This window comes from Streptomyces sp. G-G2, assembly GCF_030063135.1.
In the GTDB taxonomy this organism is placed as follows: Bacteria; Actinomycetota; Actinomycetes; order Streptomycetales; family Streptomycetaceae; genus Streptomyces.
In genome coordinates, this window is the sequence record NZ_JASISO010000059.1 from 1 (window position 1) to 23,626 (window position 23,626).

The window sequence follows — 23,626 nt, forward strand, 5'->3', positions numbered from 1 at the left end:
GACCCGACCCGGTCCGACGGCCGAGTGACGGTACGAACGCGAGACCCTCCCACGGCGTACGGGTACGCGCGATACCTCAGGGTAGACGCGCAGGCACGGGCCGGAGCGGACACAGGGACCGGAGCGGCATCACGCGAGAACAGGGTTGAGGGGTGAGGGAGTTGTCGATGAAGGCAGTCGGTTGGGCCCGTTCGTTTCCGGTGTCCAACGGCGCCCGCGCGGCGCGTCAGTGGACGGCCGATCACCTCGCCTCCCTGTCGTGGAGCCGCGAGGCCCCGGACACCGCGCACTCCGTCCTGCTCACCGTCTCCGAACTGGTCACCAACGCCCACCTGCACGCCCTCGGCTCCGCCCAGCTCGTACTGACCTGGGACGGCGACTGCTTGCACGTGAGCGTCGCCGATGCCGACCCGCGACTGCCCACGCCGCGGGAACCCGGTTCGGGCGCGACGTCCGGGCGCGGCCTGGGCATCGTGCAGGCCCTCGCCGACGCCTGGGACGTCCACTCCTTCCACGGCGGCAAGGCGATCACCGCGTGCTTCCACCCGGTATTCGGAAACGGCCCCCACACCCGCTGACCACGAACGGGGCAGCGGGAAGAGAGCAGGCAGCGGCATGCGCATCGACCTCTCCGGCAAGACCGCACTGGTCACCGGCTCCACCCAGGGCATCGGTGCGGCCATCGCGTCGGGCCTGGCGGGCGCGGGCGCACGGGTGGCCGTCAACGGCCGGAGCGCGGAGTCCGTCGCCGAGGCGGTCAAGCGCCTGAGCGCCGAGGCGGTACGGGCGCCACGGGCGGCGAGTTCCTCGCCGCGCCCGGCGACATCTCGACGGACGACGGGGCCCGGGCCGTCTTCGACGCGGTCCCGCACGCCGACATCCTCGTCAACAACGTCGGCATCTTCGGTTCGCGGCCCGCGCTGGAGATCGCGGACGAGGAGTGGCGCCGGTACTTCGAGGCGAACGTGCTCACCGCCGTCCGCATGACCCGGCAGTACCTGCCGGGCATGGTGGAGCGTGGCTGGGGCCGGGTGCAGAACATCGTCAGCGACTCGGCGGTGGCCATCCCCGCCGAGATGATCCACTACGGCATGTCCAAGACCGCGCTGCTCGCGGTGTCCCGGGGCTTCGCCAAGGAAGCCGCCGGGACGGGCGTCACCGTGAACTCCGTACTGGCCGGACCGACGCACACGGGCGGGGTCGAGGACTTCGTCTACGAGCTGGTCGACCGGGACCTGCCCTGGGACGAGGCCCAGCGCGCGTTCATGCGGACGCACCGGCCCCAGTCCCTCCTCCAGCGGCTCATCGAGCCGCAGGAGATCGCGCACATGGTGGTCTACCTCGCCTCGCCGTACGCCTCGGCCACGACAGGCGGAGCGCTGCGCGTGGACGGGACGGGGGCTATGTGGACTCCATCCTTCCGTAGCGTGGTCGTTCCGTACGGCAGCCGCCGTGCGAGCGCCCGCACCAGCCCCCATCAGCCCCCCCCGTGGGCGGACGACGACACTCCCCAGTGGCCGGCCCGGCAGCCTGACGCCCGGCGGCCTGCCGCCCGCGGGTCTGCTACGGCCGGTTCCAATCCATCCGCGCGGTGGCTACGAAGAAGGGGTGAGGCTGCGAGGGCTTCCCCGTCCGTAGGGCAAGGACCCGGAACCCGCAGCGGCCCGCAGGGCTGGATCCCCGCCTGGCGGCGGCGGTCGGCCGTGGGATGATGGAGACCACGTGTGTGCGCCGTAGTCGTGTGAGCGGCGTGTGGTGCGGTGCGCATCGGTGCTCTCGACTCTTCCCCGGCTGAGCCCCCCACCAGCCGATTCGGCCGCCGTGTACGTCCCGGGCCCCCGCGTTCGCCGGAGCCCGCCTCCAGGAGGAGGAATCGCATGACCACCACTCGTATCCGCCGCTCCGCGCTCCTCGCGGCCGCCGCGTTCGTCGTACCGGTCGCTCTGGGTGTGGCGGGCCCGGCGTTCGCCGACGCCCCCAAGGCCGCCGACCCGTACGGTCCGGCCTGTGCTTCGGTGCCCAAGGAGGGCTCCGGCAGCCTCGCCGGGATGGCGAAGGACCCCGTGGCCACCGCCGCGTCCCACAACCCCGCACTGTCCACCCTGGTGGCCGCGGTGAAGAAGGCCGGGCTGGTCGACACCCTCAACAACGCCAAGGACATCACCGTCTTCGCCCCGACCAACGAGGCGTTCGCGAAGATCCCGAAGGCGGATCTGACGAAGATCCTCGGTGACAAGGCCGAGTTGACCAAGATCCTCACCTATCACGTGGTGGGCGAGCGGCTGACCCCCAAGCAACTCACCGCGGGCTCGTTCAAGACCCTTGAGGGCGGCTCGCTGGCCACGGCGGGTTCGGGCTCGACGTTCACCGTCAACGGTCACGCGAAGATCGTCTGCGGCGACGTCCAGACCGCGAACGCGACGGTCAACATCATCGACACCGTCCTCACCCCGATGTGACCGAGTCACCCTGGCCACCGCCCGACCCGCTGCCGCGTCGCCGTGCGAGAACGCACCGGCGGCGTGGTCCGGGCGGCGCGCTCGGCTGAACTCCGGCCGGAGAGCTGCCGGTTCGAACCATGAACGCGAGAACGTCCACCCGGCGGCGGGTCCCGCCTCAGCGGTGGGCCCGCCTGCCGCTCGGCGCGCTGAACGGGCTGTTGGCCGGATGTGCGGCCCTGGCGGTCGCCGAGCTGGTCTCCGCCGTCGTACGACCGCAGGCCGGGCCGGTCATCGCGGTCGGCGGCGCCGCGATCGACCGCACTCCCGCCCCGCTCAAGGACTTCGCGATCCGGCACTTCGGCGAGAACGACAAACTCGTCCTTCAGTTGGGCATCCTGGCCACCCTCGCCGCCCTCGCGGCCGTCCTGGGCCTGATCGCCCTGCGCCACCGCCGGGCCGGGGCCCTGGGAGTCCTGCTCTTCGGAGTCGTCGGCGCCGCCGCCGCGCTCAGCCGGCCCGACGCGGCCGGTATCGCGGACGCCCTGCCCTCCGTCGTGGGAGCCGTCGCGGGCGCGGGGACGCTGTACTGGCTCACCGTCCGCCTCACCACCCCCACCGGCCGCTCCACGGCCCCGCGGCCGGGCGCCCCGGAGGCGGGCGATCGGGAGGCGGGCTGGGACCGGCGCGGGTTCCTCGTCGCCGCGACGACCACGGCGGTCGCCTCGGCGGGCGCCGGAGCCCTCGGCCGGTACGTCAAGGGGGCGGGCGGCCAGGGGGCGGTGGCCTCGCGCGACGCCGTGAAACTGCCCGTGCCCGCCTCACCGGCCGCCCCCGTACCCGCCGGAGCAGCGCTGCGGGTTCCCGGGATCTCGCCGTTCACCACCTCGAACGGCAGCTTCTACCGGGTCGACACGGCGCTCTTCGTCCCGAAGGTCGACGCCACCGGCTGGCGGCTGCGGATCCACGGCAAGGGCGTCTCCCGGCCCCTCACCCTCACCTTCCAGGACCTGCTGGGCCGGGAGCTGATCGAGCGGGACGTCACCCTCACCTGCGTCTCCAACGAGGTCGGCGGCCCCTACGTCGGCAACGCCCGCTGGATCGGCGTACGCCTCGCCGACGTCCTGCGCCAGGCGGGGGTGGAGCCGCCGTCCCGGGGCGGTCCGGCCGACCAGCTGGTGGCCCGGTCCGTCGACGCCATGACGCTCGGCAGCCCGGTCGAGGTCGTCATGGAGGGCCGTGACGCGATGCTCGCGGTCGGCATGAACGGGCGGCCGCTGCCGTTCGACCACGGTTTCCCCGTCCGCATGGTCGTCCCCGGGCTGTACGGGTACGTCTCGGCCTGCAAATGGATCAAGGACATCGAGCTGACCACCTTCGACGCGTACGACCCGTACTGGGCCCGGCGCGGCTGGGCCCAGCAGGGTCCGGTCAAGACCGAGTCGCGCATCGACACCCCCAAGCCCTTCGCCCGCCCGAAGCCCGGCCGAGTGATGGTCGCGGGCGTGGCGTGGGCCCAGCACCGGGGCATCGACCGCGTGGAGGTCCGTATCGACGACGGCCCCTGGAACCCGGCCGACCTGGCGGCACAGGACACCACCGACACCTGGCGCCAATGGTCCTACCCCTGGGAAGCCGCCCCGGGCGGGCACACCCTCTGGGTCCGCGCCACCGACGGCGCCGGGCGGACCCAGACCGGGGATCGGGTCCAGACCATCCCCGACGGCGCCACCGGCTGGCACTCCGTGGTCGTCGGCGTCCACTGACCCGCGCGTGCCCGGAAACCGGGTGCGGGTGGGCTTGCGCCCGTCCCTCGCGGGTCCGATGGCGCCCGTACACGCACCGTGACCGCGGCTCCTCGCCCGGCGCCCCCGCCCGGCGCTTCGCCAGGCGGCGGCTCATCGCCCGGCCCCCCGCCCGGCCTCCCGCAGCAGCCGGGCCATGCCCGTGAAGCCCCGGCGCACCGCGTGCTCGTGGGCGGTGACCCCGTCGAGGTCGGCCAGCTCCGCGTCGGCCCCGGCCGCCAACAGCAGGGCCACGACCTCCTCGTGCCGGGGGCCGCCGTCGCCGAGGACGACCGCCTCCAGCAGGGCGGTCCAGCCGAGCCGGTTGACGTGGTCCACGTCGATGGCGGTCTCGGCCAGTACGGCCCGCACGTAAGCGGTGTGCCCGCGCTCCGCGGCCGGGATCGGGCTGATCCCGCCGAAGCGGTTGGGCTGGGTCAGGTCGGGCCCGGCCGTGAGCAGCAGGCGCATCATCCGCACGCTGCCGGTGACCCCGGTGACCCCGGTGACCAGCCACGGGCTGTCCGCCCGCGCGTCCGCGGCGTCGGGGTCCGCCCAGGCGGCGAGCAGCAGCCCGGCCACCTCCACGTGGTCGGCGAGCGCGGCCAGCAGCAGGGCGGTGCGCAGCTGCGCGTCCCGCGCGTCCACGGCGGCGCCCGCGGCGAGCGCCGCGCCGACGGCGGCCGTGTCACCGCGCCCGGCGGCGTCCAGCAGCGGTCGGTCGTACGGGTTCATGGGTCGTCCCTCCCGGGTCCGGGGCGGGCGGGTACGCCCCGCGCCCGCTCCCGAATCCATGGTGTCCCGGCCCGGGACCCGGGCGGTCCGCCCGGCGGCCGGGACCCGCGGGCGGTCCGGGGGACCGCCGGGTCGGCCGATCGGCCGATGGGGTCGGGGCGGGCCGGGTGGGACGTCCGCGGCTCAGGGATGCATGCGCGCGCCCTTCAGGACCTTGTCCACCGCGTTGCGCGGCCCGTACACGGCCATCCCGACCAGATCGAGCCGGTCCTTGCCCACGGCCCGTACGGCCGCCCGGTTGTCCCGGTCGTTCCCCGTTCCGAACAGCTCCGAGGTGAACACGCCCACCGGCAGTGAACGCGAGAGTGCGCGGCCGTGCGCGGCGGTCAGTGTCTCCCCCGTTCCCTGGAAGACCAGTACCGGCTGACGGAACATCGACAGGTACGGCGTACCGTCCGCGTCCGTGTACGGTTCGCCGATCACCTCCGGAGCCGCCGTGCCGAGCCCGCTCACGAGGAACGCGGTCACGTTCAGGCGCTGCCAGGGCTCCAGGTCCTCCCGCAGGAGCACGGCGATCTTGCTGTCGAAGCGGACGGGCGCGTTTTCGCCCGCGGTACCGGGACCGGCCGTCTCATGGATTCTCATGCTGTGAGACTCCACGCCGCGCGCCGTCCGCGTCTTGTACGTTCTTCGCGTGACGCCCCGCCAGAAGATCTCCGCATGGCGCCCGCCGGTCGCGGGCGTCGTGGAGGTCCTGCACGCGCACTTCACGGAGCACGCGTACCCGATGCACGTGCACGACTCCTGGACCCTGCTGATCGTCGACGACGGCGAGGTCCGCTACGACCTCGACCGCTACGAGCGCGGCACCCCGAGCGACACCGTGAGCCTTCTGCCGCCGCACGTCCCGCACAACGGCTCGCCCGCGACCCCCGGCGGATTCCGCAAGCGCGTGATCTACCTCGACATGACCCAGCTGGACGCGAGCTTCATCGGGGCCGCCGTGGACGGCCCGGACCTTACCGACCCCGTCCTGCGCGGGCGCGTCGGCCAACTGCACACGGCCCTCGCGCACCGGGGCGACGAGTTCGAGGCGGAGAGCCGCCTGGCCCTCATCAGCGAGCGGCTGCGCGGCCACCTGCACCCCGGGCCGGACCCCGCCGGCGCGGTCCCCGGCCGCGGCATCGCCCAGGACCTGCGCGACCTGCTCGACGAGCGGCTGCTGGAGGGCGTCAGCCTGCGGGAGGCCGCGCGAACGGTCCACGCCCACCCCACCCATCTGGTGCGCGCCTTCAGCAAGGCCTTCCACATCGCTCCGCACCAGTACGTGATGTCCCGCCGCGTCGACCTGGCCCGGCGCCTGCTGCTCGACGGCCGCCCGCCGGGCGTGGTGGCGACCGAGGCCGGCTTCTACGACCAGTCCCACCTCACCCGTCATTTCAAGCGCTTCGTAGGCACCACCCCGGGCCGCTACACCCGCCCGTAGGCGGGGGAGCGCGCGGGCCGCGGTCCCCGTCGCGTCACCCGCGCGCGCTGTTCCGCTGGCCGACCGGCGGCGGTCGCCGCTTGCTGGACGTATGAGACAAGGACACCCCACAACACCGACGGAGCAGAGCCTCAGCACCCCGCGGATGGCGGGACTGGTGGGGGTCGTGTTCGCCGTCCTGCTCGCGGCGGCGATCGTGCTCGCCCGGATCGCCCTGCCGGAAGGCGGCGGGGCCGACCAGGTCGAGGTCACCTCCGGCCAGCGGGACGCGGTGACCACGGCCCTGGAACTCGTACCGTTCGCGGGCATCGCCTTCCTCTGGTTCATGGGCGCGCTGCGCGCGCACACCGGGGACGCCGAGGACCGCTTCGTCTCCACCGTCTTCCTGGGCAGCGGCCTGATCTTCGTCGCCTGCCTCTTCGGCGCCGCCGCGGCCGCCGGAACCGTCCTGGACGCCGACCAGCCCCAGCTGTTCGGCCGCCACTTCGCCTACACACTGCTCACCACCTTCGCCATGCGGATGGCCGCCGTCTTCGTCCTCGCGACCTCGACGATCGGCCGCAAGCTCGGGGTCTTCCCGCGTGCGCTGGCCCTGGGCGGGTACCTGGCCGGTCTCGTGCTGCTGGTGGTGGGCTCCTCGCTGCCCTGGTCCGAGCTGGTCTTCCCGGCCTGGGCCCTGATCGTGAGCCTGTACCTCCTGAAGGCGGGCCGCAGGGCCCCCCGTACGCCGTGACACCCGCCCCGGATCACTCCGCCGGCGGTACCGGACGGGCCAGGCGACGCCACGGCGCGCAGGCTGGTCCGGGATGCCGAGGGGGCCACCGAAAGGACCGCACCTTGCTGAGGCTCGTCGTCGATCTCAACCGGTGCCAGGGATACGCCCAGTGCGCATTCCTCGCCCCCGACGTCTTCGCGATGCACGGGGACGAGGGTCTGCTGTACGACCCGCAGGCCGAGGATGCCCAGCGCGAGCGCTTGGCCCAGGCCGTCGCCGCCTGCCCCGTGCAGGCGATCCTCGTGGACGAACTGGACCTGGCCGCCACCGCCGGTTCCGCGTCCACCCCCACCGCCACGTCCACCCCCGCCGGGGAGGCGCCCGATGCCTGACACCGCCCTCGACCAGCTCAAGCGCTCCGGCCGGATCGTCGTCGTAGGCGCTTCCCTCGCCGGACTGCGCGCCGCCGAGACCATGCGGGAGAAGGGCTTCGCGGGCTCGCTGACCCTGATCGGCGACGAACCGCACGAGCCGTACGACCGCCCGCCCCTGTCCAAGGGGGTCCTGCTCGGCCACGCCGCCGCCGAACGCACCACCCTGCCCCGGCGCCGCGACCTCGACGCCGAGTGGCGCCTGGGCGTACCGGCCGACGGCCTCGACATGGCAGCCCGTACGGTCCGGCTCGCCGACGGCGACGAAGTCCCCTACGACCGCCTGCTGATCGCCACCGGCGTACGCGCCCGGCCCTGGCCGAACGCGGCCGAGGGCGAACTCGCCGGGGTCTTCACCCTGCGCACCCGCGCCGACGGAGCGGCCCTGGCCCGGGCCCTGAACGCCAATCCCCGCCGGGTGCTGGTCATCGGCGCCGGATTCACCGGCTCCGAGATCGCCTCGGCGTGCCGCGAACGCGGCCTGGACGTCACCGTCGCCGAACGCGGCGACGGCCCCCTCGTCGGCGCCCTGGGCGGGGTCATCGGAGCCGTCGCCGCCGAACTCCAGCGCGAGCACGGCGTCGACCTGCGCACCGGGATCATGGTGACCGGGCTGGAGGGCGACTCAGCCGGGCGCGTGCGCGCGGCCCACCTCTCCGACGGCACCACACTGGACTGCGACGTCGTGGTCGTATCGCTCGGCGCCCAGCGCAACACCGAGTGGCTGGCCGGTTCCGGACTCGGCGCGGGCCCACGCGGCATCGCCTGCGACGCGGGCTGCCGGGCCTTCGACATCCGCGGGATCGTCACCGACGACATCTACGTGGCGGGCGACGTGGCCCGCTCCCCGCACGCCCTCTTCGGCTACCAGTTCCTGTCCCTGGAGCACTGGGGCAACGCCGTCGTCCAGGCCGAGACCGCTGCCCACAACATGCTGAGCGAGAGCACCGACCGCCGCCCGCACCTGTGGGTGCCCGCGTTCTGGTCCTCCCAGTTCGGGGTGAACATCAAATCCGTCGGTGTCCCCTCCATGGGCACCGAGATCATGATCGCCCAGGGCTCGCGCACCGAGCGCCGCTTCACCGGGGTCTACGGCTACCAGGGCCGGGTGATCGGAGCGGTCACCTTCGACAACTCGCGCTGGCTGCAGTTCTACCAGCAGCAGATCGAGGCCACCGCGCCCTTCCCGCTGCCCTTCACCACGGTCGACCGCCGCCCCGACGGGCAGCGCCCGATCCCCGCCGACTTCCCGGACCCCTCCGTGCCCACGCACGGCCCGACCATCACCCTCAGCGGGTACTCACCGGCCGACCGCCGGATGACGTTCACCCCCGCCGGGCACTGACCCGCACGCCCCCCGGAGGACCCGCCATGACCGACAGCACCCACGGCATCCTGAGTCAGATCCTGGACTACGCGAACCGCGCCAATCCGTACCCGCTGTACGAGCGGCTGCGCGAGACCCCGGTCTTCCACGACGGGGAAGGGCCGTACGTCATCAGCACCTACTACGACATCCAGAGCCTGCTGCACGACCCGCGGCTCAGCTCCGACTCCCGCAATCTGGCGGCGGGCTCCGGGGACCCGCTGGCCGGGAGCGAGGGCGAGGAGGCCACGGCCCTGCCGCCGAGCTTCCTGAAGCTGGACCCGCCGGAGCACGACCGGCTGCGCCGGATGACCAACCGGCCCTTCGGCCCGCCGCACTCCCCGCACCGCGTCGACGGGATGCGGGACGGTCTGCGGGGCATCGTCACCGGGCTCATCGACAACCTCGGCGACACCGCGGAGATCGACCTGGTCGACCAGTTCGCGTACCCGTTCCCGGTGACGATGATCTGCCAGCTGCTGGGCGTACCCCGCGAGGACGAGGCCCGCTTCCACGTCTGGGCCGACACCCTCGCCGCGAGTCTGGACCCCGATCCCGACGCCGATTCCGCCGAACGCGAGCGCGCCACCCACGACTCCCGGATGGAACTCGGCATGTACCTGGCCGGGCTGATCGAGGAGCGGCGCAAGGCGCCCGGCGACGACATGCTCTCCCAACTGGCCGCGGGAAACGGCCCGGACGACTCCATGTCGACGATGGAGCTGCTCAGTACCGCCGCCCTGCTGCTGATCGCGGGCCACGAGACCACTGTGAACCTGATCACCAACGGGATGCTCACACTGCTGCGGAACCCCGACGTCCTCGGGCAGTTGCGGCGGGAGCCGGGGCTGGTCGTGCCCCTGGTCGAGGAACTGCTGCGGTTCGAGCCGCCGGTGCAGCTGCTGCCGCAGCGCACGCCGCTCGTCGACATCGAGGTCCGCGGGGTCACCATCCCCAAGGGCTCCTCGATGTGGCTGATCCTGGCCTCCGGCAACCGGGACCCCGCGCGCTTCAAGGATCCCGACCGCTTCGACCCGTACCGCAAGGACATCCAGCACCTGGGTCTCGGCAGCGGTGTCCACAGCTGCTTCGGCGCCCCGCTGGCACGGCTGGAGGCGCAGCTCGCGCTGAGCGAGCTGGCCCGGCGCCTGGAGAACCCGCGCCTCCTGGAGGACCCGCCGCCCTACCGGCAGAACGCGGTCCTGCGGGGTCCCCGGCACCTGCGGATCTCCTGCGACGGGATCCGCTCCTGACGCCTCGACGTCCCTGACGTCCCCGAGAGCCCCGACGTTCCTGATGCCTCGGACACCCCTGACGCCCCTGACCCACGGCGCGGGGTGCGCCCGGGGCTCACGGGCCCCGCCAGATGTTGGCGAACGCGGCCTTCTCGATGTTCCGCCGCTGGCGTACGGCCTCCAGCTCCATCACCGCGTCGTTGACGACCGCCAGTACCGCCGTGACCTCGCTCGTCACCACCGCGTCACCGTCGCTGCCGTCGTCCGCGTCGCCTTCGTCCTCCCCGGACCGCCCGCCTCGGATCCCGACGGCCGAGGCGAGGGCGGCGAGGACGGGCTCGTCCGCCTCCCAGCGGCTCAGGGCCCGGCGTCGGGCGGCCGAGTCGACCAGTTCCACGCGTGCGGGGCCGAAGGGCGAGCGCCGCCGTTCCCGGGTGAGCTGGCCGTCCCCTTCGAGGGCGCTCTGGTACGCGGCGGAGAGGTCGCGGCCCCTGCGCCACAACCAGTCCTCGACGCTTTCGTACGGAACGTCGCGGGCCAGTGCCGCCGACGCCTCGCCGAGCAGTTGGTCGTCCGACGCCGACCGTGCGCCGTCCGGCACGATGCGCTCGCCGTCCAGGGTGACGGTGTGCGCGCCGATGAGATCGATCAGCTCGGCGCCCGCGAGGGCGAGCGACAGGTCGCCCTGTCCCACGGAACGGTCCGGCCGCGGGTCCATGGCGATGATGAACAGGTCTTTCGCCGTGGTCATGAACGGCTCCCCTCGGGGTCCCTCGCTCGGGATGGTGACAGAGCTACGTCGCACCCAGTATCGCCCCCGCCCGGTGCGGGCGGGGGCGAACCGCGCGGCGTGCCGCTGGGCGTGCCGCCGGCTCCGCCGCCGGACCGCCTGAAGGGACCGGGTCGGCCGGCCGGTCGGGCGCGGCCTCCCGGATCAGCGCCCGTCCGCTCCGACGCCGACCGGGTTCTGCGGGGCGGCGGACGGGCGGCGCGCCGCGATCTGGACCGCGGTGCCGAGGAGGAACCCGTAGACCGTCACCAGGCCGTGGCCGTTCTCCTGGGTGAACCACATGCCCAGGCCGAGTACGGGTGCCCCCAGGGCGAGCAGCAGCTCCTTGCGGCGCCCGGTGTCACGGGCCGCCGCGGCGCCCGCGGAGCGGACGGCGCGCAGCAGCAGGGCGGCCGAGAGGGTCGCGGCGAGGAAGTACGTCGCACCCGAACTTCCCGCGAAATTACGGGGGTCGGCGCTGCCGCCACTCTGACCGAAGAGGCTGTCGATGTGCTCCGGCAGCAGGATCCCCGCGGTGAACAGCGCCAGCATGAGGGGGCCGCCCCAGAACCAGTCGTCGAGCGCCGCGACGGCGGCGAGCGTGGCGAGGTTCCACGCGCCGCCGAGGAGGCCGCCGTTCTGCATGAACACGGAGGTGACGACCCGCCACCAACCGTGCTGGGACGGATCGTTGTCGAAGAGCGCCATCGCGCCCGGGCAGACCAACTGCGTCAGGACTCCGGCGAGGGCGAGCGCGGTCAGCCCGACGGCCGCCCAGGGGACGCGCCGCCCGCGCAGGGTGTCCTGGCCGACCAGCGCCAGCCCGCCGTTGAACATCAGCACCATCAATGCCGCAGTGGTCACGTTGAACAGCAGTGCGCCCATCGTCACCACCCCCCTTCGATATTCGAACCCCGTTTGAATCTGCGGACCAGACAGTAGCGCTGAGGGGCACATTATTCAAACAGCGTTAGAAAATTGTCGTAGGGTGAGGTCCATGAAGCTGACCGCGGAACGGATCATCGACGCCGGAATGGCCGTGTTCGCCGAATCCGGATACCAGGGCCTGTCCATGCGCCGGGTCGCCGAGCGGCTCGACGCCCAGGCGGGCAGTCTCTACTACCACGTGCCGAGCAAGAGCGCCCTGATCCAGCTGATGGCGGACCGGGTGGCCCGGCAGGCGTACGAAGCGGGCAGTGTCGCGCTGAGCGCCCTGGACGCGGCGGGCGCAGTGGACGCGGCGGGCCGCGCGGCGGGCGGCCCGGCGGGCGCCGGGGTGGGCTGGCAGGCCCGGGTCGAGGCGCAGATGGTGACCCTGCGCCAGAGCGTGCGGCGCCATCCCGGCGGCGCGGTGGTGTTCGCCGACAGTCCCAAGGTGCTGAGCGCGGGGGCCCTTTCCCTGATGGAGCGCCTGCTGGAGACCCTGCGGGATGCCGACGTACCCGAGGAGCACCGCGGCGCCGCCGCCGACGCGCTGCTCAGCCATGTCACCGGCTTCGTCCTGCAAGAGCAGAGCCGGCCGCCCGCCGTCGCCGTCACCCCGGAGGAGGCGGCCTCGCTCCACGCACGCTTCCCGCTGACCGTGGCCGCCGCCGCGCACGACGAGGACGAGCAGTTCCTGCGCGGCGTCCGCCTGCTCTGCGCGGGCATCGAGACGCTGAGGACGGCCTGAAGTGGATCTGGTCGACCCGGGCAGGGGTGGACGCCGACCGGGCCGGGCGCCGTCCACCCCCGCTCCGCGGGCCGCGGGCCCCGGTGGCCTGCCCCTCGTGGCGCCTTGCCCGCGCCGTCACCGCCGTGGGGCGCGAGACCTCATTGCGCGGGGAGTCGGCCGCAGAGCAGGTTGCCGGGCTCCGCCGGGTCGTCGCTGATCCAGAACTGGCGCCACAGCAAGGCGAATTCCTCGCGGCTGAGGTGACCGTCGCCGTTCAGGTCGAGCAGTTCGAAGACGCCCGTCATGTCAACAGGGCGCCCGTTCCGTCTCGACGAGCCTGTGGTGTTCCTCCGGGGAGATGACGCCGTCGCCATTGGAGTCCACGGCGTCGAAGACCGTGTAGGCGGTCGCCGTCACCTCCGCGACCATGGCGGGCAGCCTGTCGACGAGGGAGAGCAACTCGCCCATGTCGACCGCGCCGTCCCCGTTGGCGTCCCCGGCCTCCAGCAGGGCCGCCCACCAGCCCATCAGCAGGACCTCCACCCGCGCCCGCAGCTCCGTACCCGGCCCCACCCCCGGCAGTCGCCCCCACCGGGCGACGAGCGCCGCGAAGTCCTCCTGGCGCAGATAGCCGTCACCGTCCGCGTCGAACGCGGCGAACATCCCCCTGAGCTTGCGCTCCTGAAACGCACGGGCCATGAGCGGCCTCCTTCGACGCCGAACCGAACCGTGAGCCGCCGTACGACCGTCCTACGGTCGTACGGGCGGCGCGTCACTGTAGGTCGGACCGAGGGCCCGCCCCCACGGGCACATGTGCGCGAACCGTCACCCCGTTGTCGGTGGTGGCTGAGAGTCTGGACGCATGGACAGGGATGAGGAACTGATGCGCGGCCGGGTCTACGGCCAGGACCACGACGACCCCCGTCAGGGCCCCCGGCCGGGACGGACCTATGCGGAACTGGTCGGCGGCCCGCTCGACGGGCTGCTGCTCGACATCACCGGCTGGACAGCGGACAGGACGGACACCGGTGTCGCCCTCCAGACGGAGCTGGGACAGTTCGGCGCCGGAGGCCGCGCGATGTACGACCCGCGCCCCGTCGACCCGCTCGCGCGCGACCCGCGTCCGGGCGTCCGGCGCCGCTTCGACTGGTCCGGCGACACCCCCTGACCGCCGCCCCAACACCCGCCCGCCCCAACCCCGCCCGCCCCGGCATCCGGCCGCCCGCCCCCCAGCACTTGATCCGGCGGGCGGCATCCTCGAACAGCCCGATCGGAGACCCCGGTGAACCTGGACCTGACCCTCGACCCGCCCAACGGCGTGGGCCCCCTGCGCCTCGGCATGACCTTCGACGAGGCGCGGGCGGCCGTACTCCCGTGGGGCGAGCTCCGGGTGATCGGGCCACGCCAGGGCAGGCCCGCGCGGCGGGCCGCGGGTACCTTCGACGGCATCGGCCACACCGCCTTCTTCGACGAACGCGGGCACCTGGACGCCGTCGAGCTGTGGTGGCCCGGTGAGGGACGGGTGACGGCCACCCGGGTCCTGTTCGCCGGTCACGACGTGTTCGGGGACCCGGCCGAGGTCGTCCTCGACGCGGTGCGCGAGCGCGGCTGGACCGTGACGGCCCCGGACAGCCAGAGTCTGGTCGTGCCCGGCGTCTCGCTCGGCTTCACCCGCCAGACCTCGCAACGGGTCCCGCGCGACGCGAACGGGCGCCCCGTCTCCTTCACGTCCGTGCTCGTCGCCGGGGAGGGGTACTACCACGGGCTGTAGGCGCGGGGCCGTCGGCGACGTACGGGCCGCCGCCGAACGGGGACCGACGGCCCCGAGCCCGGTGTTCCTTCCCATCGGGCGGGTAGCCGCCCCGTATGCCCCGACTCGACACGGCCATCGCCCCTGGACCGACAGCACCCTGCCCCTCCTGGCCCGCGGCTACGCCTGGCTGCCCGACCGGATGCGCGCCACGCGCGGCGGGCCGGTCCGCACCAGGCTGCTCGGTCGGCCCACGATCGCGCTGCACGGCCCGGAGGCCATCGTCTTCTTCTACGACGAGCAGAACATCAGGCGTACCTCGGCCCTCCCCGAACCCGTCCTCGACACCCTTTTCGGGCGGGGGGCCGTGCACACCCTGGACGGCGCCGCCCACCGTGTCCGCAAGGCCCTGTTCCTCGCGCTCCTCAAGGACGGAGCGGGGGTGGCCGCCCTCGCGGACCACGTGGCCGTCCACTGGTCCGAGGCGGTGGGCCGTTGGGCCGACGGCAGGCGCGTCGTGCTCTTCGACGAGGCGGCGCTGATCCTGGCCCGTTCCGTCTGCGCGTGGACGGGCGTACCGCTGTCCGACGACGCCTGTTGGCAGATGGCCGAGGACTGCACGGCCATGGTCGACGGGTTCGCCACGCCGGGCCCCCGGCACCTGCGCGCCCGCGCCGCCCGCGCACGCCAGGAGGAGGCCCTCGCCGCCCTGGTCCGCGTCGCCCGCGAGGGCGAGGAGCCGGCCTACGACAACGGGACCGCCTTCGAGGCCGTGGCCTGGCACCGGGATGCGGACGGTCGGCTGCTCGACCCGCACACGGCCGCCGTCGAGCTGCTGAACATCATCCGGCCCACCGTCGCGGTCGCCTGGTTCGCCTCCTTCGCCGCGCACGCCCTGCACCGCTGGCCGGTCCACCAGGAGCTGCTCCGCAAGGACGGCGACGGGCAGTACGCGCGGGCGTTCGCCCACGAGGTGCGGCGTTTCTACCCCTTCGCCCCGTTCGTCGGCGGACTCGCCGCGACCGACCTGACCTGGCAGGGCGAGACGATCGCGAAGGACACCCTGGTCCTCCTCGACCTGTACGGGCACCACCACGACCCGGAGCTGTGGCACAGCCCCTACCGCTTCGACCCCCAGCGCTTCGCCGGACGTGAGCCGGACGCCGACGAGCTGATTCCCCAGGGTGGTGGCGACCCGGCCCGCGGCCACCGCTGTCCCGGCGAGGACATCACCGTCGCCCTGCTCGCCACGCTCACCGCGAAGCTCGCCGGCCTCGACTTCGACGTGCCCGAACAGGACCTGACCATCTCTCTGTCCCGGGTCCCCACCCGCCCCCGCAGCGGCTTCGTCCTCACGGCCGCGCGGAACTCCCGCGAGCCCCACACCCCGGGCTGACAGCCGTCCCGGCGGGCGAAGCCGGGGGATGCGTACCCGAGCCGTCCCGGGGCAGGCGACCCACCATGAGGCTCTGGCAAGCGGCTGATCCCGGCCCCACCCCGTCCGGCCGTACGGCCTACGTCGCCAGTGCGACGGCCGTCGCCGCCGCGGCCGTCCTCGGCGGCCTGGCCGTGGACCCCGACAGCCGCTGGTACCGGACGCTCCGCAAACCCGCCTGGCAGCCCCCGTCATGGGCCTTCGGCGTGGTGTGGACACCCTTGTACGGAGCGATCGCCTGGGCCGCCGGCCACGCACTGCGGCGGACCGGGGGCACGGAGCGCCGCCGACTGGCCGTCAGTCTGGGCGCGAACCTCGCGCTGAACGCCGCGTGGAACTGGCTGTTCTTCGCACGGAAGAGCCCTGCGGCAGGTCTCGTCGGCACGCTCCTGCTGGACGCCTCGAACCTCCAGCTGCTGCGCCGGGTCCACCGCACCGACCCGCCCGCGGCGGCCGCCCTCGCCCCCTACGCCGCGTGGTGCGCCTTCGCCACAGCCCTGAACGCGGACATCGTCCGCCGCAACAGGCAGCGGCGGCGTGCGTAGCCGACGGCCGCCAGCGCGATCATCCGTCGCGCCGCGCGCCGGGGCCACGCGCCGGGAACACAGGAGGGGTCCGAGGCGGTCGCCGGTCACGAGGGCGGCAGGCCGGGGCAGCCGTGCGGCAGGCCTCAGAGGGTGGTGTGCGGTTCCGTGGGGCTGAGGTAGCGCACGGTGGTCCGTTCGGCGTGCGCGGCGAGCAGGTCCCGCAGTTCGTGTGCGGCGGCCTCGAGGTGGTGGCCGTCGCGGGTGGCGTTCAGGGTTTCGAGGACGAAGGCGACGTCGGTGGAGTCCTCGGTGACGCGGGTGCGGTGGGCGTCGCGGTGGTTCCAGTGCCGGGTGAGGACGCCGGTGGTGTCGGCGTAGATGATCTCGCCGGGCCCGGGGTTCTCGACGGTGCCGGGTTCGCCGAGCGGGGTGAACTCCTCGGTCCCGTCGGCGTAGCGGATGGTCACGTCGCCGATGACGTGGTTCAGGTCGAAGGCGCCGGCGGGCAGGCCGTGGCGGACCGAAACGGTGTTGTAGGAGTCGACGGCCGGACTGATGCGCGGCAGGGCGCCCTTCTTCGCGAATCGGCGGCCGAGCGCGTCGACACTGGGGCGGACCCGGCGGGGGTTCGTACCGAAGGACCGGTAGGCGGTGTGCCACGCCTCGATGCGCGGGTCGCTCTCGTCGGCGGGCTGCCAGGCACCGTCGGCGAGTTGCTGCTCCAGGTCCTCGAGGGCGGCGCGGGCTCCGGGCCAGGGTTCACGGCCGCGCAGGCCGGTGGCGGTGACCAGGGCGATGAGGGTGCCGGGGAAGGCGTCGGCGACGGCGGGGCTGATATGGAAGGCGGTCATGGGGGAGGGGTTCCTTCAGGTCAGGGCGAGGAGGCTGACGGCGACGGCCGCCGTGCCCAGCCCGACGAACTGGGTGCGATGGATGCGCTCGGCGAGGACGGTGCGGGCGAGCAGGACGGTTCCCGCCGGGTAGAGGGCGGTGACTACGGCGACGACAGCGAGGTCTCCGCTGCGGGCGGCCAGCAGGAACAGCAGGTTCGCCACCGAGTCCAGCACACCGGCCGTCGCCGACATCGCGTACGCGGGCTTTTCGGAGCCGAGCCTGCGATACATCAGGCCTGCCGCGGCCAGGGTGACGGCCGAGGAGACCGCCCGGCCGATGATCAGCGGACCTACGCCACTGTCCGAGGGTGCCTGGTGCAGGAAGACCAGTTGCAGGGCGATCACCCCGCCCGCGCCGAACGCGAGCAGCAGCGCCGTACGAGAGGGGCCTGCCGTTCCGGCGCCGTGTCCGGCGCTGACCAGCACGACCGCCACCAGCGCGAGGGGCAGGCCCACCAGGCCCGACAGACCCAGGTGCTCGCCCTGGGCCAGGCCCACACCCACCGGCAGTACGGCCGAGACCAGTGCGGTCACCGGGGAGAGCACGTTCATGGGGCCGATCGCCAAGGTCTTGTAGAGCAGTGCGAACGCGGCGGCCGACGCGACACCGGAGGCGGCGCCCCAAAGCACGGTCTGCGCACTGAAGGACGCGCCGAAGACCGGCCACAGCAGCAGCTCGACCGCCAGCGAGGCCGGAGCGGCGATCATCACGGTGCGCAGGACGTGCGCCGTGCGGGCACCGAGGCCGCCGAGGAAGTCGGCGCACCCGTAAGCCAGGGAACTGCCGAGGGCCAGCAGCAGAGCGAGCACGAGGAATCCCTTAAAATGACAATGGAACGACTGAACCATACAACAAAACGACCGGTCGGCGTCAATCGACCGACCGGACGGTTCAGCGAAATGGACCATGAGAAGAAGGTGATCGGATGACCGAGACCGAGCCCGCCCTACGGGCGCTCGCGCACAACGTCAGGGCGGCCCGCACCCGCGCCGGGCTGTCCCTGGACGAACTGGGGCGGCGCGCCAAGGTCAGCAAGGGCGCCCTGGTCGCACTGGAGAAGGCTCAGGGCAACCCGAACTTCGCCACCTTGGTCCGCCTCGCCGACACCCTCGGCATCTCCGTGTCCGCCCTGACGGAAGGGCGCCCCCAGGAGCGCGTCCGGGTGGTGGCCGCCGACGCCGTCATGCCGCTGTGGAGGGGGGAGCGCGGCAGTGAGGCCCGGCTCATGCTGACGACCGCGGGCCCGGCCGCCACCGAGGTCTGGCGCTGGCGCCTGGAACCCGGCGAGGAGTACCCCAGCCACCCGCACCAGAACGGCGTGATCGAGACCCTCTCCGTCACCGCCGGCCGGATGACCCTGTTCGTCGACGGCAACGAGTACGCGGTCGAGGCCGGCCAGACCGCCACCTTCGACGGCGACGCCGCTCATACCTACCGCGGCGCGGGCACGGGGACCTGCCACCTGATCATGACCGTCCACCTCCCGCCCGGCCCCACCCCCGCCTGACGCGCCCGACCAGCTCGTGGCCCGCGATCGTCGTGCGCGCTGGCGGAGCGCCGGTGGAACTACGCCGCCGCACCCGCGGGGGCCGAGAGGGCCGTGACGGCGAGGGGGAGGGCGGTGTGAACGTCCAGCGCCTGGGCCCCCGTGGCGACTGCCAGGGTGCGGCGCGCTTCGGTGCGGGAGGCGACGACGGCCAGCGCCACTCCGGCGTCGCGGCACCTGCGGTGCGCCCGTACGACGGTGCTCACGGCCGCGGGGCTGACGACGGCGTCGGACAGTTCCAGGACGACGGGTGAGGACCGGTGGGCGTTCAGGACGCCGTCGATCGCCCAGGCGGCCGCGGCGCGGTCGGCGATGTCGAGGTCGGCTCGCACACCGATGATCAGCACACCTCTGTCGGTCACCTTGACGGGCAGCACGGGCACTCCTTCGTCTCTCCACGACCCACACGTAACTTCGTACGGACCCGAGTGCCCGCGTTCGGCGACCGCATGCCTGGTAGGACCCGGCCGCCAGGAACACGGACGCGGGACCCCTCTCACCTGTCTGCGACAGCTGCCCCCTTCGGCTGCTCGGCGAGGAGGAGGCGTGCGGTCCGCAGGGCCGCGTGCGGCGTGCGGTTCCCCACGAGGACGCACAAGGTGTACGCGGCGTCGTCGAGCCGGGCCTGGACAGCGGGGTCGGAGGGCGTGGTCAGGGCGAGGCGGCGCAGCTCGCGGAATCGGGCCAGGTGGGCGCGCAGCACGTCCAGGCCGGGGCGTATCCGCTGCGCTCCCGGCCCCGGTCCCGGCCCCGGCATCGTGCGGGCGGCGACGATGGCCGTGCGCAGCGCCTGCTGTACCGGGTCGTGCGGATCGCGACCGCGGATCAGGGCGAGCACCGCCTCGGCCGCTCGGTGCGCGTCGCCCTCGGTGGCCCGGGCGGTGCGCGCCAGGACATGACGGGCGGTCTCCGTTCCGCACGGCACGAGCGACATGACGACACCGACGGCGCGCGCGGTGTCGGAACGGGCGGCGAAGGGGCCGCTGGGCGGCGGGAGGCGGGGAGGACGTGCCTGTGCTGGTTTCGTCCCGGTCATGGGGCCCACCTCCGTGTTCTGTTCGACTGATCGAGCGGCACGCGTCGCGTCGTACCACGCGCTTACCCGGCCGAGGCGTCCTGATGTCCGCTCGGAGCCCCGGCGTGCGGCGGTCGGCCGTCCAGTACGAGGGCTTCCGGCCGGCCCGCCGAGAGCACGCACCGGACGCCGCTCCTCGACGGGCAAACGTTGCCTGGCGCGGCACTAGTGCGCCTTACGGCGCCCCTCCGGCGGGTCTTGCGGGTCGACGCCCGTGACGGCCGATGCGTCCCGCGTACCACTGGGGCGCCGGGAGCGGCCCTTGGGGCCGGTGTCGCGCATGCCGTCCGCGCCGTCACCGGACGTTTTCTGGTCCTCACCGCGGCTCGTCGTGCTCTTCACGGGCGTGCCGTGCGGGTTTCCCGCCTCCTCCTTCGACACCTTCCGGCCCGGCCCCTTCTCGGGGGCGTACTCGTCGGGGTGGAACGAGCGGTGGGCGCTGGGGTTGTCCTGCTGGCGCGTCGCGTCGACGTCGGGAGACCAGCCGTGCTGCTCCGTGCCCTTGTGGGGGCTGGGCCCGTCCCCGTGCCGAGGATGAGACCTTTCTGACTTCTTGGCCATGGCTCTGCTCGCCCGCCTTTCCGGCGTCGTGCTCGCGGCCCCCGCTTCTCCTCCAGGGAGAACCATGTCCAGCGTAGGCACGTTTCCCCTCGATCGCCCGGCTGCCCGTCCAGCCCCTTCAGGAGGGGCGCGGGGCCCGGGGCGGTTCCCCTGGCTGACGTCGTTTCCCTCCGATGTCGGGGGGAAGACGCCGACGCGGTGGGGCACCTGCCGTCCATGGTGCGGCAACCGACGCGTGGCGAAGGAGATGAGCGCTCCGTGCAGACATTTCTTCCCTTCCCGTCGTTCGAGGCGTCGGCGAGCGCGCTGGACGCGCGGCGGCTCGGCAAGCAGCGGGTCGAGGCCCTGCAGGTACTGCGGGGGCTGATCGTCCCGGGCTACGGATGGCGCAGGCATCCAGCGGTGCGGATGTGGGCCGGATACGAGGAGGCCCTCGTCCGGTACGGCCTGGACATGTGCCAGGTGTGGACGGCCGAGGGGCGCGCCGATACCTGTGCCACGACCCTGGTGCGGGATTTCCGGGCGTGGCTGCCAGGGGGGAACATACGCACCCAGAAGCAGCTGTCCGCCGACGGGGACCTGCCGCTGTGGCTGGGCACGCCGGACTTCCACCGCAGCCACCAGTCCGCTCTGGTCCGCAAGGACCACGCCTTCTACCGCGACCTCTTTCCCGAGGTACCGGCCGACCTGCCGTACGTCTGGCCCGGCTCCGACCGGGCTCCGCGGATGACGCCGTCCTGACGGGCCGGGGCGTACGCCCGCCCCCTGCCCGGGTGGCCCGGCGCCCGCGTCAGCCGCGTGCGGACCGCAGGGCCGTGCGGATGGCGTGCGCCGCCCGGATCGCGTCGTTTTCGGCGTGCGCGACCCCCGGCAGCCGAGCCGCCTCCGTGCGCGCCGTCAACGCTGCGCGCACGGAGGTGGGCCCGTCGCCCCAGTGCGTCGGGGACGTGGCGGCGGCCAGTTCGAGGAGCCGGACCGGCTGCCGCTGCCAGCCCAGACTCCTCAGCGAGGTGCCGTTGTGCTCCGCGTGGCGGTGGAGATCGAGGAAGAAGTGCAAGCCGGTCACGTCCATGAAAGGGACGCCGCTCATGTCCAGCACGACCGCGGCGCGCGGGGGCAGCAGGGTGCGTACGAAGTCCAGTTCCGCCTCCACGTCCATGTCGATCTCTCCCGCCGGAGTGACCAGTACATCGCCCCCGGCGGGCACTACGGTGATCTCGAAGAAGGAGTCCATGACGTGGTCCTCGATGCCGTATGCCTCGATGTCCTGAGCCCCTCTACCCGGCATCGGCCCCGGCATTCCCCCGCCGCGCGCGCTGGTGCGGGTCAGCTCCGCGCGAGTTCGGCCAAGGCGTCGAGACGGGTCGGTGTCCAGCCGAGTTCGCGGCGGGCCCGGGCGCCGGTGAATTGCTGGTCGAGTGCGAAGGTCTCGGCGACCGGGCCCATTCGCCGAATGCTCTCCTCGATGGTCAAGGAGTCGATCCTGCCCGGGCACCGGGCGGCCTCACTGAGGGCTCGGGTGATGTCCGCCAGCGGGAGGTTCTGGCCGCCGACCCCGGCGTAGACGGAACCGGCCGGGGCGTTCAGGGCCAGGACGTACAGCTCGGGGATGTCATCGACGTGGACCAGGGCCCAGTGGTTGGAGCCGTCCCCGATGCAGGGCACGGCTCCGGCGGCGCGCCCCGGCTCGACGAAGAACGCCTGCGCCAGCCCGCCGGACCGGCCGTAAACCAGCCCCGGCATCACCATCACCGGGCGCTCTCCGGTGGCGGCCCGGGCGAGTACGCGCTTCTCGTTCTCCAGCCGCCAGGCGGTGATGCGCGGCGGGCTCAGCGGGGCGTTCTCGTCGACGACCCCGTCGGTGTCGCCGTAGACCCACACCCCGCCGGTGTGCACGTAGGGGCGGCCCGCCGCACCGTCCTGCAGCGCCTGCGCCGCGGCGCGGTCGACATCCGCGGTGCCTTCGGTGTAGTCGACACCGAGGTGGATCACTCCGTCTGCCTGGCGGGCCGCCTGCCGGAGGACGTCGGTGTCGGTGAGCGTCCCCGCGACGGGGGTGGCGCCCAGGTCCGACACGGTGCGCGCGGAGTGCTCGCTGCGCGCCAACGCCGTCACCTGGATGCCGTGCCGGATCAGCGACTGGATGGTGGAGCGGCCGATGTAGCCGGAGCCGCCTGTGATGAAGACCTGCATCGCCCTCACGGACCTTTCGGGATGGCGGCGGAAGGTCCGTCGCTCATCCACCCTGGCCCCGTACCGCGGAGGCCGTCCAAGACCTCTTTCGTCAGCGGTGATGCCCTCAGGGCATCAGTGCTGGGCAGCGGCGATCCCGGCGAACTCCGGCAGCAGCGGGGAGTTCCGGTGAGCGCTCCATGCGAGGCAGACCTCGCCCGGGCCGATGTCGTCGATGGGCACCTGGGCGACATCGGCATGGGTGGAGTAGGCCGCGGTCGAGAGCGGCAGGACAAGGACGCCCCCGGATGTCGCGACGTGTTCCAACTTCTCCTCGACGCTGCGGAATACAGGCCGCGGTCCGGCCCCCTCAGCGCCGGTCCGGTCGGGGAGGTCACGCCACTCGGGGACGGCGTCGGGGTCCTGCAACAGGCGTTCAGGGGCCAAGTCCGCGATGCCGATGGACTCTTTGCCCGCCAGGCGGTGGTGCGCCGGCAGGACGGCGACGCGCGGTTCCCGGAAGGCCGGGCGCAACGCCAGGCCGCGATGGTCGACCGGCATCCGTACGAAGCTCACGTCGACAAGTCCCTCGTGCACCGCCTGGACCTGGTCGTCCCAGGAGGTGCGCACCACCTGCACGCTGAGGTCGGGATGTCTGGCGGCGAAAGCCCGCACCGCGCCGGTCACGCTGATCCCGGGCATGAAGCCGACCGTGAACGTCGACGCCCCGTGCGCGGCCTGCTGGACACGAAGGCCGAGCGACCGCGCGGCGGCCAGCAGGGGTCCGGCATCCTCCAGCAGCTGGCGGCCGGCGGCCGTCAGTTCGGTGGACTGCTTGTTCCTCGTGAACACCTGCGCGCGCAGTTCCTGCTCCAGGGCGCGGATCTGCCGCGAGAGCACCGGTTGCGTGATGTGGAGCCGCTCGGCGGCCCGGCCGAAGTGCAGCTCCTCGGCCACGGCCACGAAGTAGCGCAGCTTGCGCAGATCAACATCCACGGCGGCTCCCACGGTTCGAATGGCTTGCCCTCAGGCTAGTGCCGCGTGAGCCAGCGT

The 23,626-nt window shown here is 73.1% G+C and carries 29 protein-coding genes and 1 pseudogene; 16 read left to right on the plus strand and 14 right to left on the minus strand.

Translation table 11 applies throughout. The features are described 5' to 3' along the window. Positions 1-167 precede the first annotated feature (167 nt). The 4 genes and pseudogenes from QMF80_RS33125 (at position 168) to QMF80_RS33140 (ending at position 4,204) form a co-directional block, all read left to right on the plus strand. Positions 168-578, plus strand: a complete 411-nt coding sequence (locus QMF80_RS33125) for an ATP-binding protein (RefSeq protein WP_283460182.1) — start codon at positions 168-170, stop codon at positions 576-578. Positions 579-615: 37 nt separating this feature from the next. Continuing rightward, positions 616-1,426, plus strand: a pseudogene (locus QMF80_RS33130) (SDR family NAD(P)-dependent oxidoreductase). Positions 1,427-1,877: 451 nt separating this feature from the next. Next, positions 1,878-2,459, plus strand: a complete 582-nt coding sequence (locus QMF80_RS33135; RefSeq protein WP_283460184.1) for a fasciclin domain-containing protein — start codon at positions 1,878-1,880, stop codon at positions 2,457-2,459. Positions 2,460-2,578: 119 nt separating this feature from the next. Beyond that, positions 2,579-4,204 carry a molybdopterin-dependent oxidoreductase gene (locus tag QMF80_RS33140; protein WP_283460186.1) on the plus strand — a complete coding sequence of 542 codons (1,626 nt, stop codon included), beginning with the start codon at positions 2,579-2,581 and terminating at the stop codon, positions 4,202-4,204. 132 nt (positions 4,205-4,336) lie between these two features. Here the strand turns inward: QMF80_RS33140 and QMF80_RS33145 are convergent, their stop codons facing one another. Further along, the gene (locus QMF80_RS33145) at positions 4,337-4,957 is read right to left on the minus strand and encodes an ankyrin repeat domain-containing protein (protein WP_283460188.1); all 621 of its coding nucleotides are present in this window, start codon (positions 4,955-4,957) and stop codon (positions 4,337-4,339) included. Positions 4,958-5,140: 183 nt separating this feature from the next. After that, the gene (locus QMF80_RS33150) at positions 5,141-5,602 is read right to left on the minus strand and encodes a DUF2000 domain-containing protein (protein WP_283460190.1); all 462 of its coding nucleotides are present in this window, start codon (positions 5,600-5,602) and stop codon (positions 5,141-5,143) included. Between the two features lie 49 nt (positions 5,603-5,651). Between QMF80_RS33150 and QMF80_RS33155 the strand changes: the two genes are divergently transcribed. The 5 genes from QMF80_RS33155 (at position 5,652) to QMF80_RS33175 (ending at position 10,208) form a co-directional block, all read left to right on the plus strand. Further along, positions 5,652-6,443 carry a helix-turn-helix transcriptional regulator gene (locus tag QMF80_RS33155; protein ID WP_283460192.1) on the plus strand — a complete coding sequence of 264 codons (792 nt, stop codon included), beginning with the start codon at positions 5,652-5,654 and terminating at the stop codon, positions 6,441-6,443. A gap of 145 nt (positions 6,444-6,588) precedes the next feature. Beyond that, complete coding sequence (locus QMF80_RS33160; RefSeq protein WP_283460194.1) at positions 6,589-7,176, plus strand: hypothetical protein; 588 nt, start codon at positions 6,589-6,591, stop codon at positions 7,174-7,176. A 107-nt stretch (positions 7,177-7,283) separates the two neighbouring features. Then, positions 7,284-7,550 (plus strand): ferredoxin, encoded by a 267-nt coding sequence (locus QMF80_RS33165; RefSeq protein WP_283460259.1) that lies wholly within the window; start codon positions 7,284-7,286, stop codon positions 7,548-7,550. Beyond that, positions 7,543-8,934: an NAD(P)/FAD-dependent oxidoreductase gene (locus QMF80_RS33170; protein ID WP_283460196.1), complete on the plus strand. Its 1,392-nt coding sequence runs from the start codon at positions 7,543-7,545 to the stop codon at positions 8,932-8,934. Before QMF80_RS33165 ends, QMF80_RS33170 begins: the two co-directional genes overlap by 8 nt. 26 nt (positions 8,935-8,960) lie before the next feature. Then, on the plus strand, positions 8,961-10,208 hold the full coding sequence (locus tag QMF80_RS33175; RefSeq protein WP_283460200.1) for a cytochrome P450: 1,248 nt from the start codon (positions 8,961-8,963) through the stop codon (positions 10,206-10,208). Positions 10,209-10,305: 97 nt separating this feature from the next. Here QMF80_RS33175 and QMF80_RS33180 read toward each other — a convergent pair whose 3' ends face one another. Further along, entirely contained in the window at positions 10,306-10,941 is a 636-nt protein-coding gene (locus QMF80_RS33180) for a GOLPH3/VPS74 family protein (RefSeq protein WP_283460202.1), read from the minus strand. 183 nt (positions 10,942-11,124) lie between these two features. Beyond that, positions 11,125-11,844, minus strand: coding sequence for a hypothetical protein (locus QMF80_RS33185; protein WP_283460204.1), 720 nt, complete (start codon positions 11,842-11,844; stop codon positions 11,125-11,127). Between the two features lie 112 nt (positions 11,845-11,956). On the opposite strand from QMF80_RS33185, the gene QMF80_RS33190 reads away from it, so the two are divergent. Beyond that, on the plus strand, positions 11,957-12,631 hold the full coding sequence (locus QMF80_RS33190; RefSeq protein WP_283460206.1) for a TetR/AcrR family transcriptional regulator: 675 nt from the start codon (positions 11,957-11,959) through the stop codon (positions 12,629-12,631). 140 nt (positions 12,632-12,771) lie between these two features. Here the strand turns inward: QMF80_RS33190 and QMF80_RS38180 are convergent, their stop codons facing one another. Together QMF80_RS38180 and QMF80_RS33195 are read right to left on the minus strand one after the other, a co-directional pair. Next, positions 12,772-12,918, minus strand: a complete 147-nt coding sequence (locus QMF80_RS38180) for an EF-hand domain-containing protein (protein ID WP_349372267.1) — start codon at positions 12,916-12,918, stop codon at positions 12,772-12,774. A 1-nt stretch (position 12,919) separates the two neighbouring features. Next, the gene (locus tag QMF80_RS33195; RefSeq protein ID WP_349372268.1) at positions 12,920-13,312 is read right to left on the minus strand and encodes an EF-hand domain-containing protein; all 393 of its coding nucleotides are present in this window, start codon (positions 13,310-13,312) and stop codon (positions 12,920-12,922) included. A gap of 163 nt (positions 13,313-13,475) precedes the next feature. Between QMF80_RS33195 and QMF80_RS33200 the strand changes: the two genes are divergently transcribed. From QMF80_RS33200 to QMF80_RS33215, 4 genes are all read left to right on the plus strand, one after another. After that, complete coding sequence (locus tag QMF80_RS33200; protein WP_283460208.1) at positions 13,476-13,781, plus strand: hypothetical protein; 306 nt, start codon at positions 13,476-13,478, stop codon at positions 13,779-13,781. Between the two features lie 114 nt (positions 13,782-13,895). After that, complete coding sequence (locus QMF80_RS33205; protein ID WP_283460210.1) at positions 13,896-14,384, plus strand: hypothetical protein; 489 nt, start codon at positions 13,896-13,898, stop codon at positions 14,382-14,384. A 181-nt stretch (positions 14,385-14,565) separates the two neighbouring features. Further along, entirely contained in the window at positions 14,566-15,759 is a 1,194-nt protein-coding gene (locus tag QMF80_RS33210) for a cytochrome P450 (RefSeq protein WP_283460261.1), read from the plus strand. 65 nt (positions 15,760-15,824) lie between these two features. Further along, positions 15,825-16,343, plus strand: coding sequence for a TspO/MBR family protein (locus QMF80_RS33215; RefSeq protein WP_283460213.1), 519 nt, complete (start codon positions 15,825-15,827; stop codon positions 16,341-16,343). 125 nt (positions 16,344-16,468) lie between these two features. Here the strand turns inward: QMF80_RS33215 and QMF80_RS33220 are convergent, their stop codons facing one another. Then, entirely contained in the window at positions 16,469-17,176 is a 708-nt protein-coding gene (locus tag QMF80_RS33220) for a B3/B4 domain-containing protein (RefSeq protein ID WP_283460215.1), read from the minus strand. A gap of 15 nt (positions 17,177-17,191) precedes the next feature. Further along, on the minus strand, positions 17,192-18,028 hold the full coding sequence (locus tag QMF80_RS33225; protein WP_283460217.1) for an EamA family transporter: 837 nt from the start codon (positions 18,026-18,028) through the stop codon (positions 17,192-17,194). A 116-nt stretch (positions 18,029-18,144) separates the two neighbouring features. Between QMF80_RS33225 and QMF80_RS33230 the strand changes: the two genes are divergently transcribed. Beyond that, the gene (locus QMF80_RS33230) at positions 18,145-18,726 is read left to right on the plus strand and encodes a helix-turn-helix domain-containing protein (protein ID WP_283460219.1); all 582 of its coding nucleotides are present in this window, start codon (positions 18,145-18,147) and stop codon (positions 18,724-18,726) included. A 59-nt stretch (positions 18,727-18,785) separates the two neighbouring features. Here the strand turns inward: QMF80_RS33230 and QMF80_RS33235 are convergent, their stop codons facing one another. From QMF80_RS33235 to QMF80_RS33245, 3 genes are all read right to left on the minus strand, one after another. Then, on the minus strand, positions 18,786-19,142 hold the full coding sequence (locus QMF80_RS33235) for an STAS domain-containing protein (RefSeq protein WP_283460221.1): 357 nt from the start codon (positions 19,140-19,142) through the stop codon (positions 18,786-18,788). Between the two features lie 119 nt (positions 19,143-19,261). Next, positions 19,262-19,801: a DUF5133 domain-containing protein gene (locus QMF80_RS33240; RefSeq protein WP_283460222.1), complete on the minus strand. Its 540-nt coding sequence runs from the start codon at positions 19,799-19,801 to the stop codon at positions 19,262-19,264. 204 nt (positions 19,802-20,005) lie between these two features. Beyond that, complete coding sequence (locus QMF80_RS33245; protein ID WP_283460224.1) at positions 20,006-20,401, minus strand: hypothetical protein; 396 nt, start codon at positions 20,399-20,401, stop codon at positions 20,006-20,008. A 258-nt stretch (positions 20,402-20,659) separates the two neighbouring features. On the opposite strand from QMF80_RS33245, the gene QMF80_RS33250 reads away from it, so the two are divergent. Next, on the plus strand, positions 20,660-21,142 hold the full coding sequence (locus QMF80_RS33250; RefSeq protein WP_283460226.1) for an MSMEG_6728 family protein: 483 nt from the start codon (positions 20,660-20,662) through the stop codon (positions 21,140-21,142). A 49-nt stretch (positions 21,143-21,191) separates the two neighbouring features. On the opposite strand, the gene QMF80_RS33255 is transcribed toward QMF80_RS33250, so the two are convergent. The 3 genes from QMF80_RS33255 to QMF80_RS33265 all read right to left on the minus strand — a co-directional run bounded on the left by QMF80_RS33255 (position 21,192) and on the right by QMF80_RS33265 (position 23,569). Then, entirely contained in the window at positions 21,192-21,689 is a 498-nt protein-coding gene (locus QMF80_RS33255; RefSeq protein ID WP_283460227.1) for an STAS domain-containing protein, read from the minus strand. 38 nt (positions 21,690-21,727) lie between these two features. After that, the gene (locus tag QMF80_RS33260; protein WP_283460230.1) at positions 21,728-22,594 is read right to left on the minus strand and encodes an NAD-dependent epimerase/dehydratase family protein; all 867 of its coding nucleotides are present in this window, start codon (positions 22,592-22,594) and stop codon (positions 21,728-21,730) included. A 114-nt stretch (positions 22,595-22,708) separates the two neighbouring features. After that, positions 22,709-23,569 carry a LysR family transcriptional regulator gene (locus tag QMF80_RS33265; protein ID WP_283460232.1) on the minus strand — a complete coding sequence of 287 codons (861 nt, stop codon included), beginning with the start codon at positions 23,567-23,569 and terminating at the stop codon, positions 22,709-22,711. Positions 23,570-23,626 lie beyond the last annotated feature (57 nt).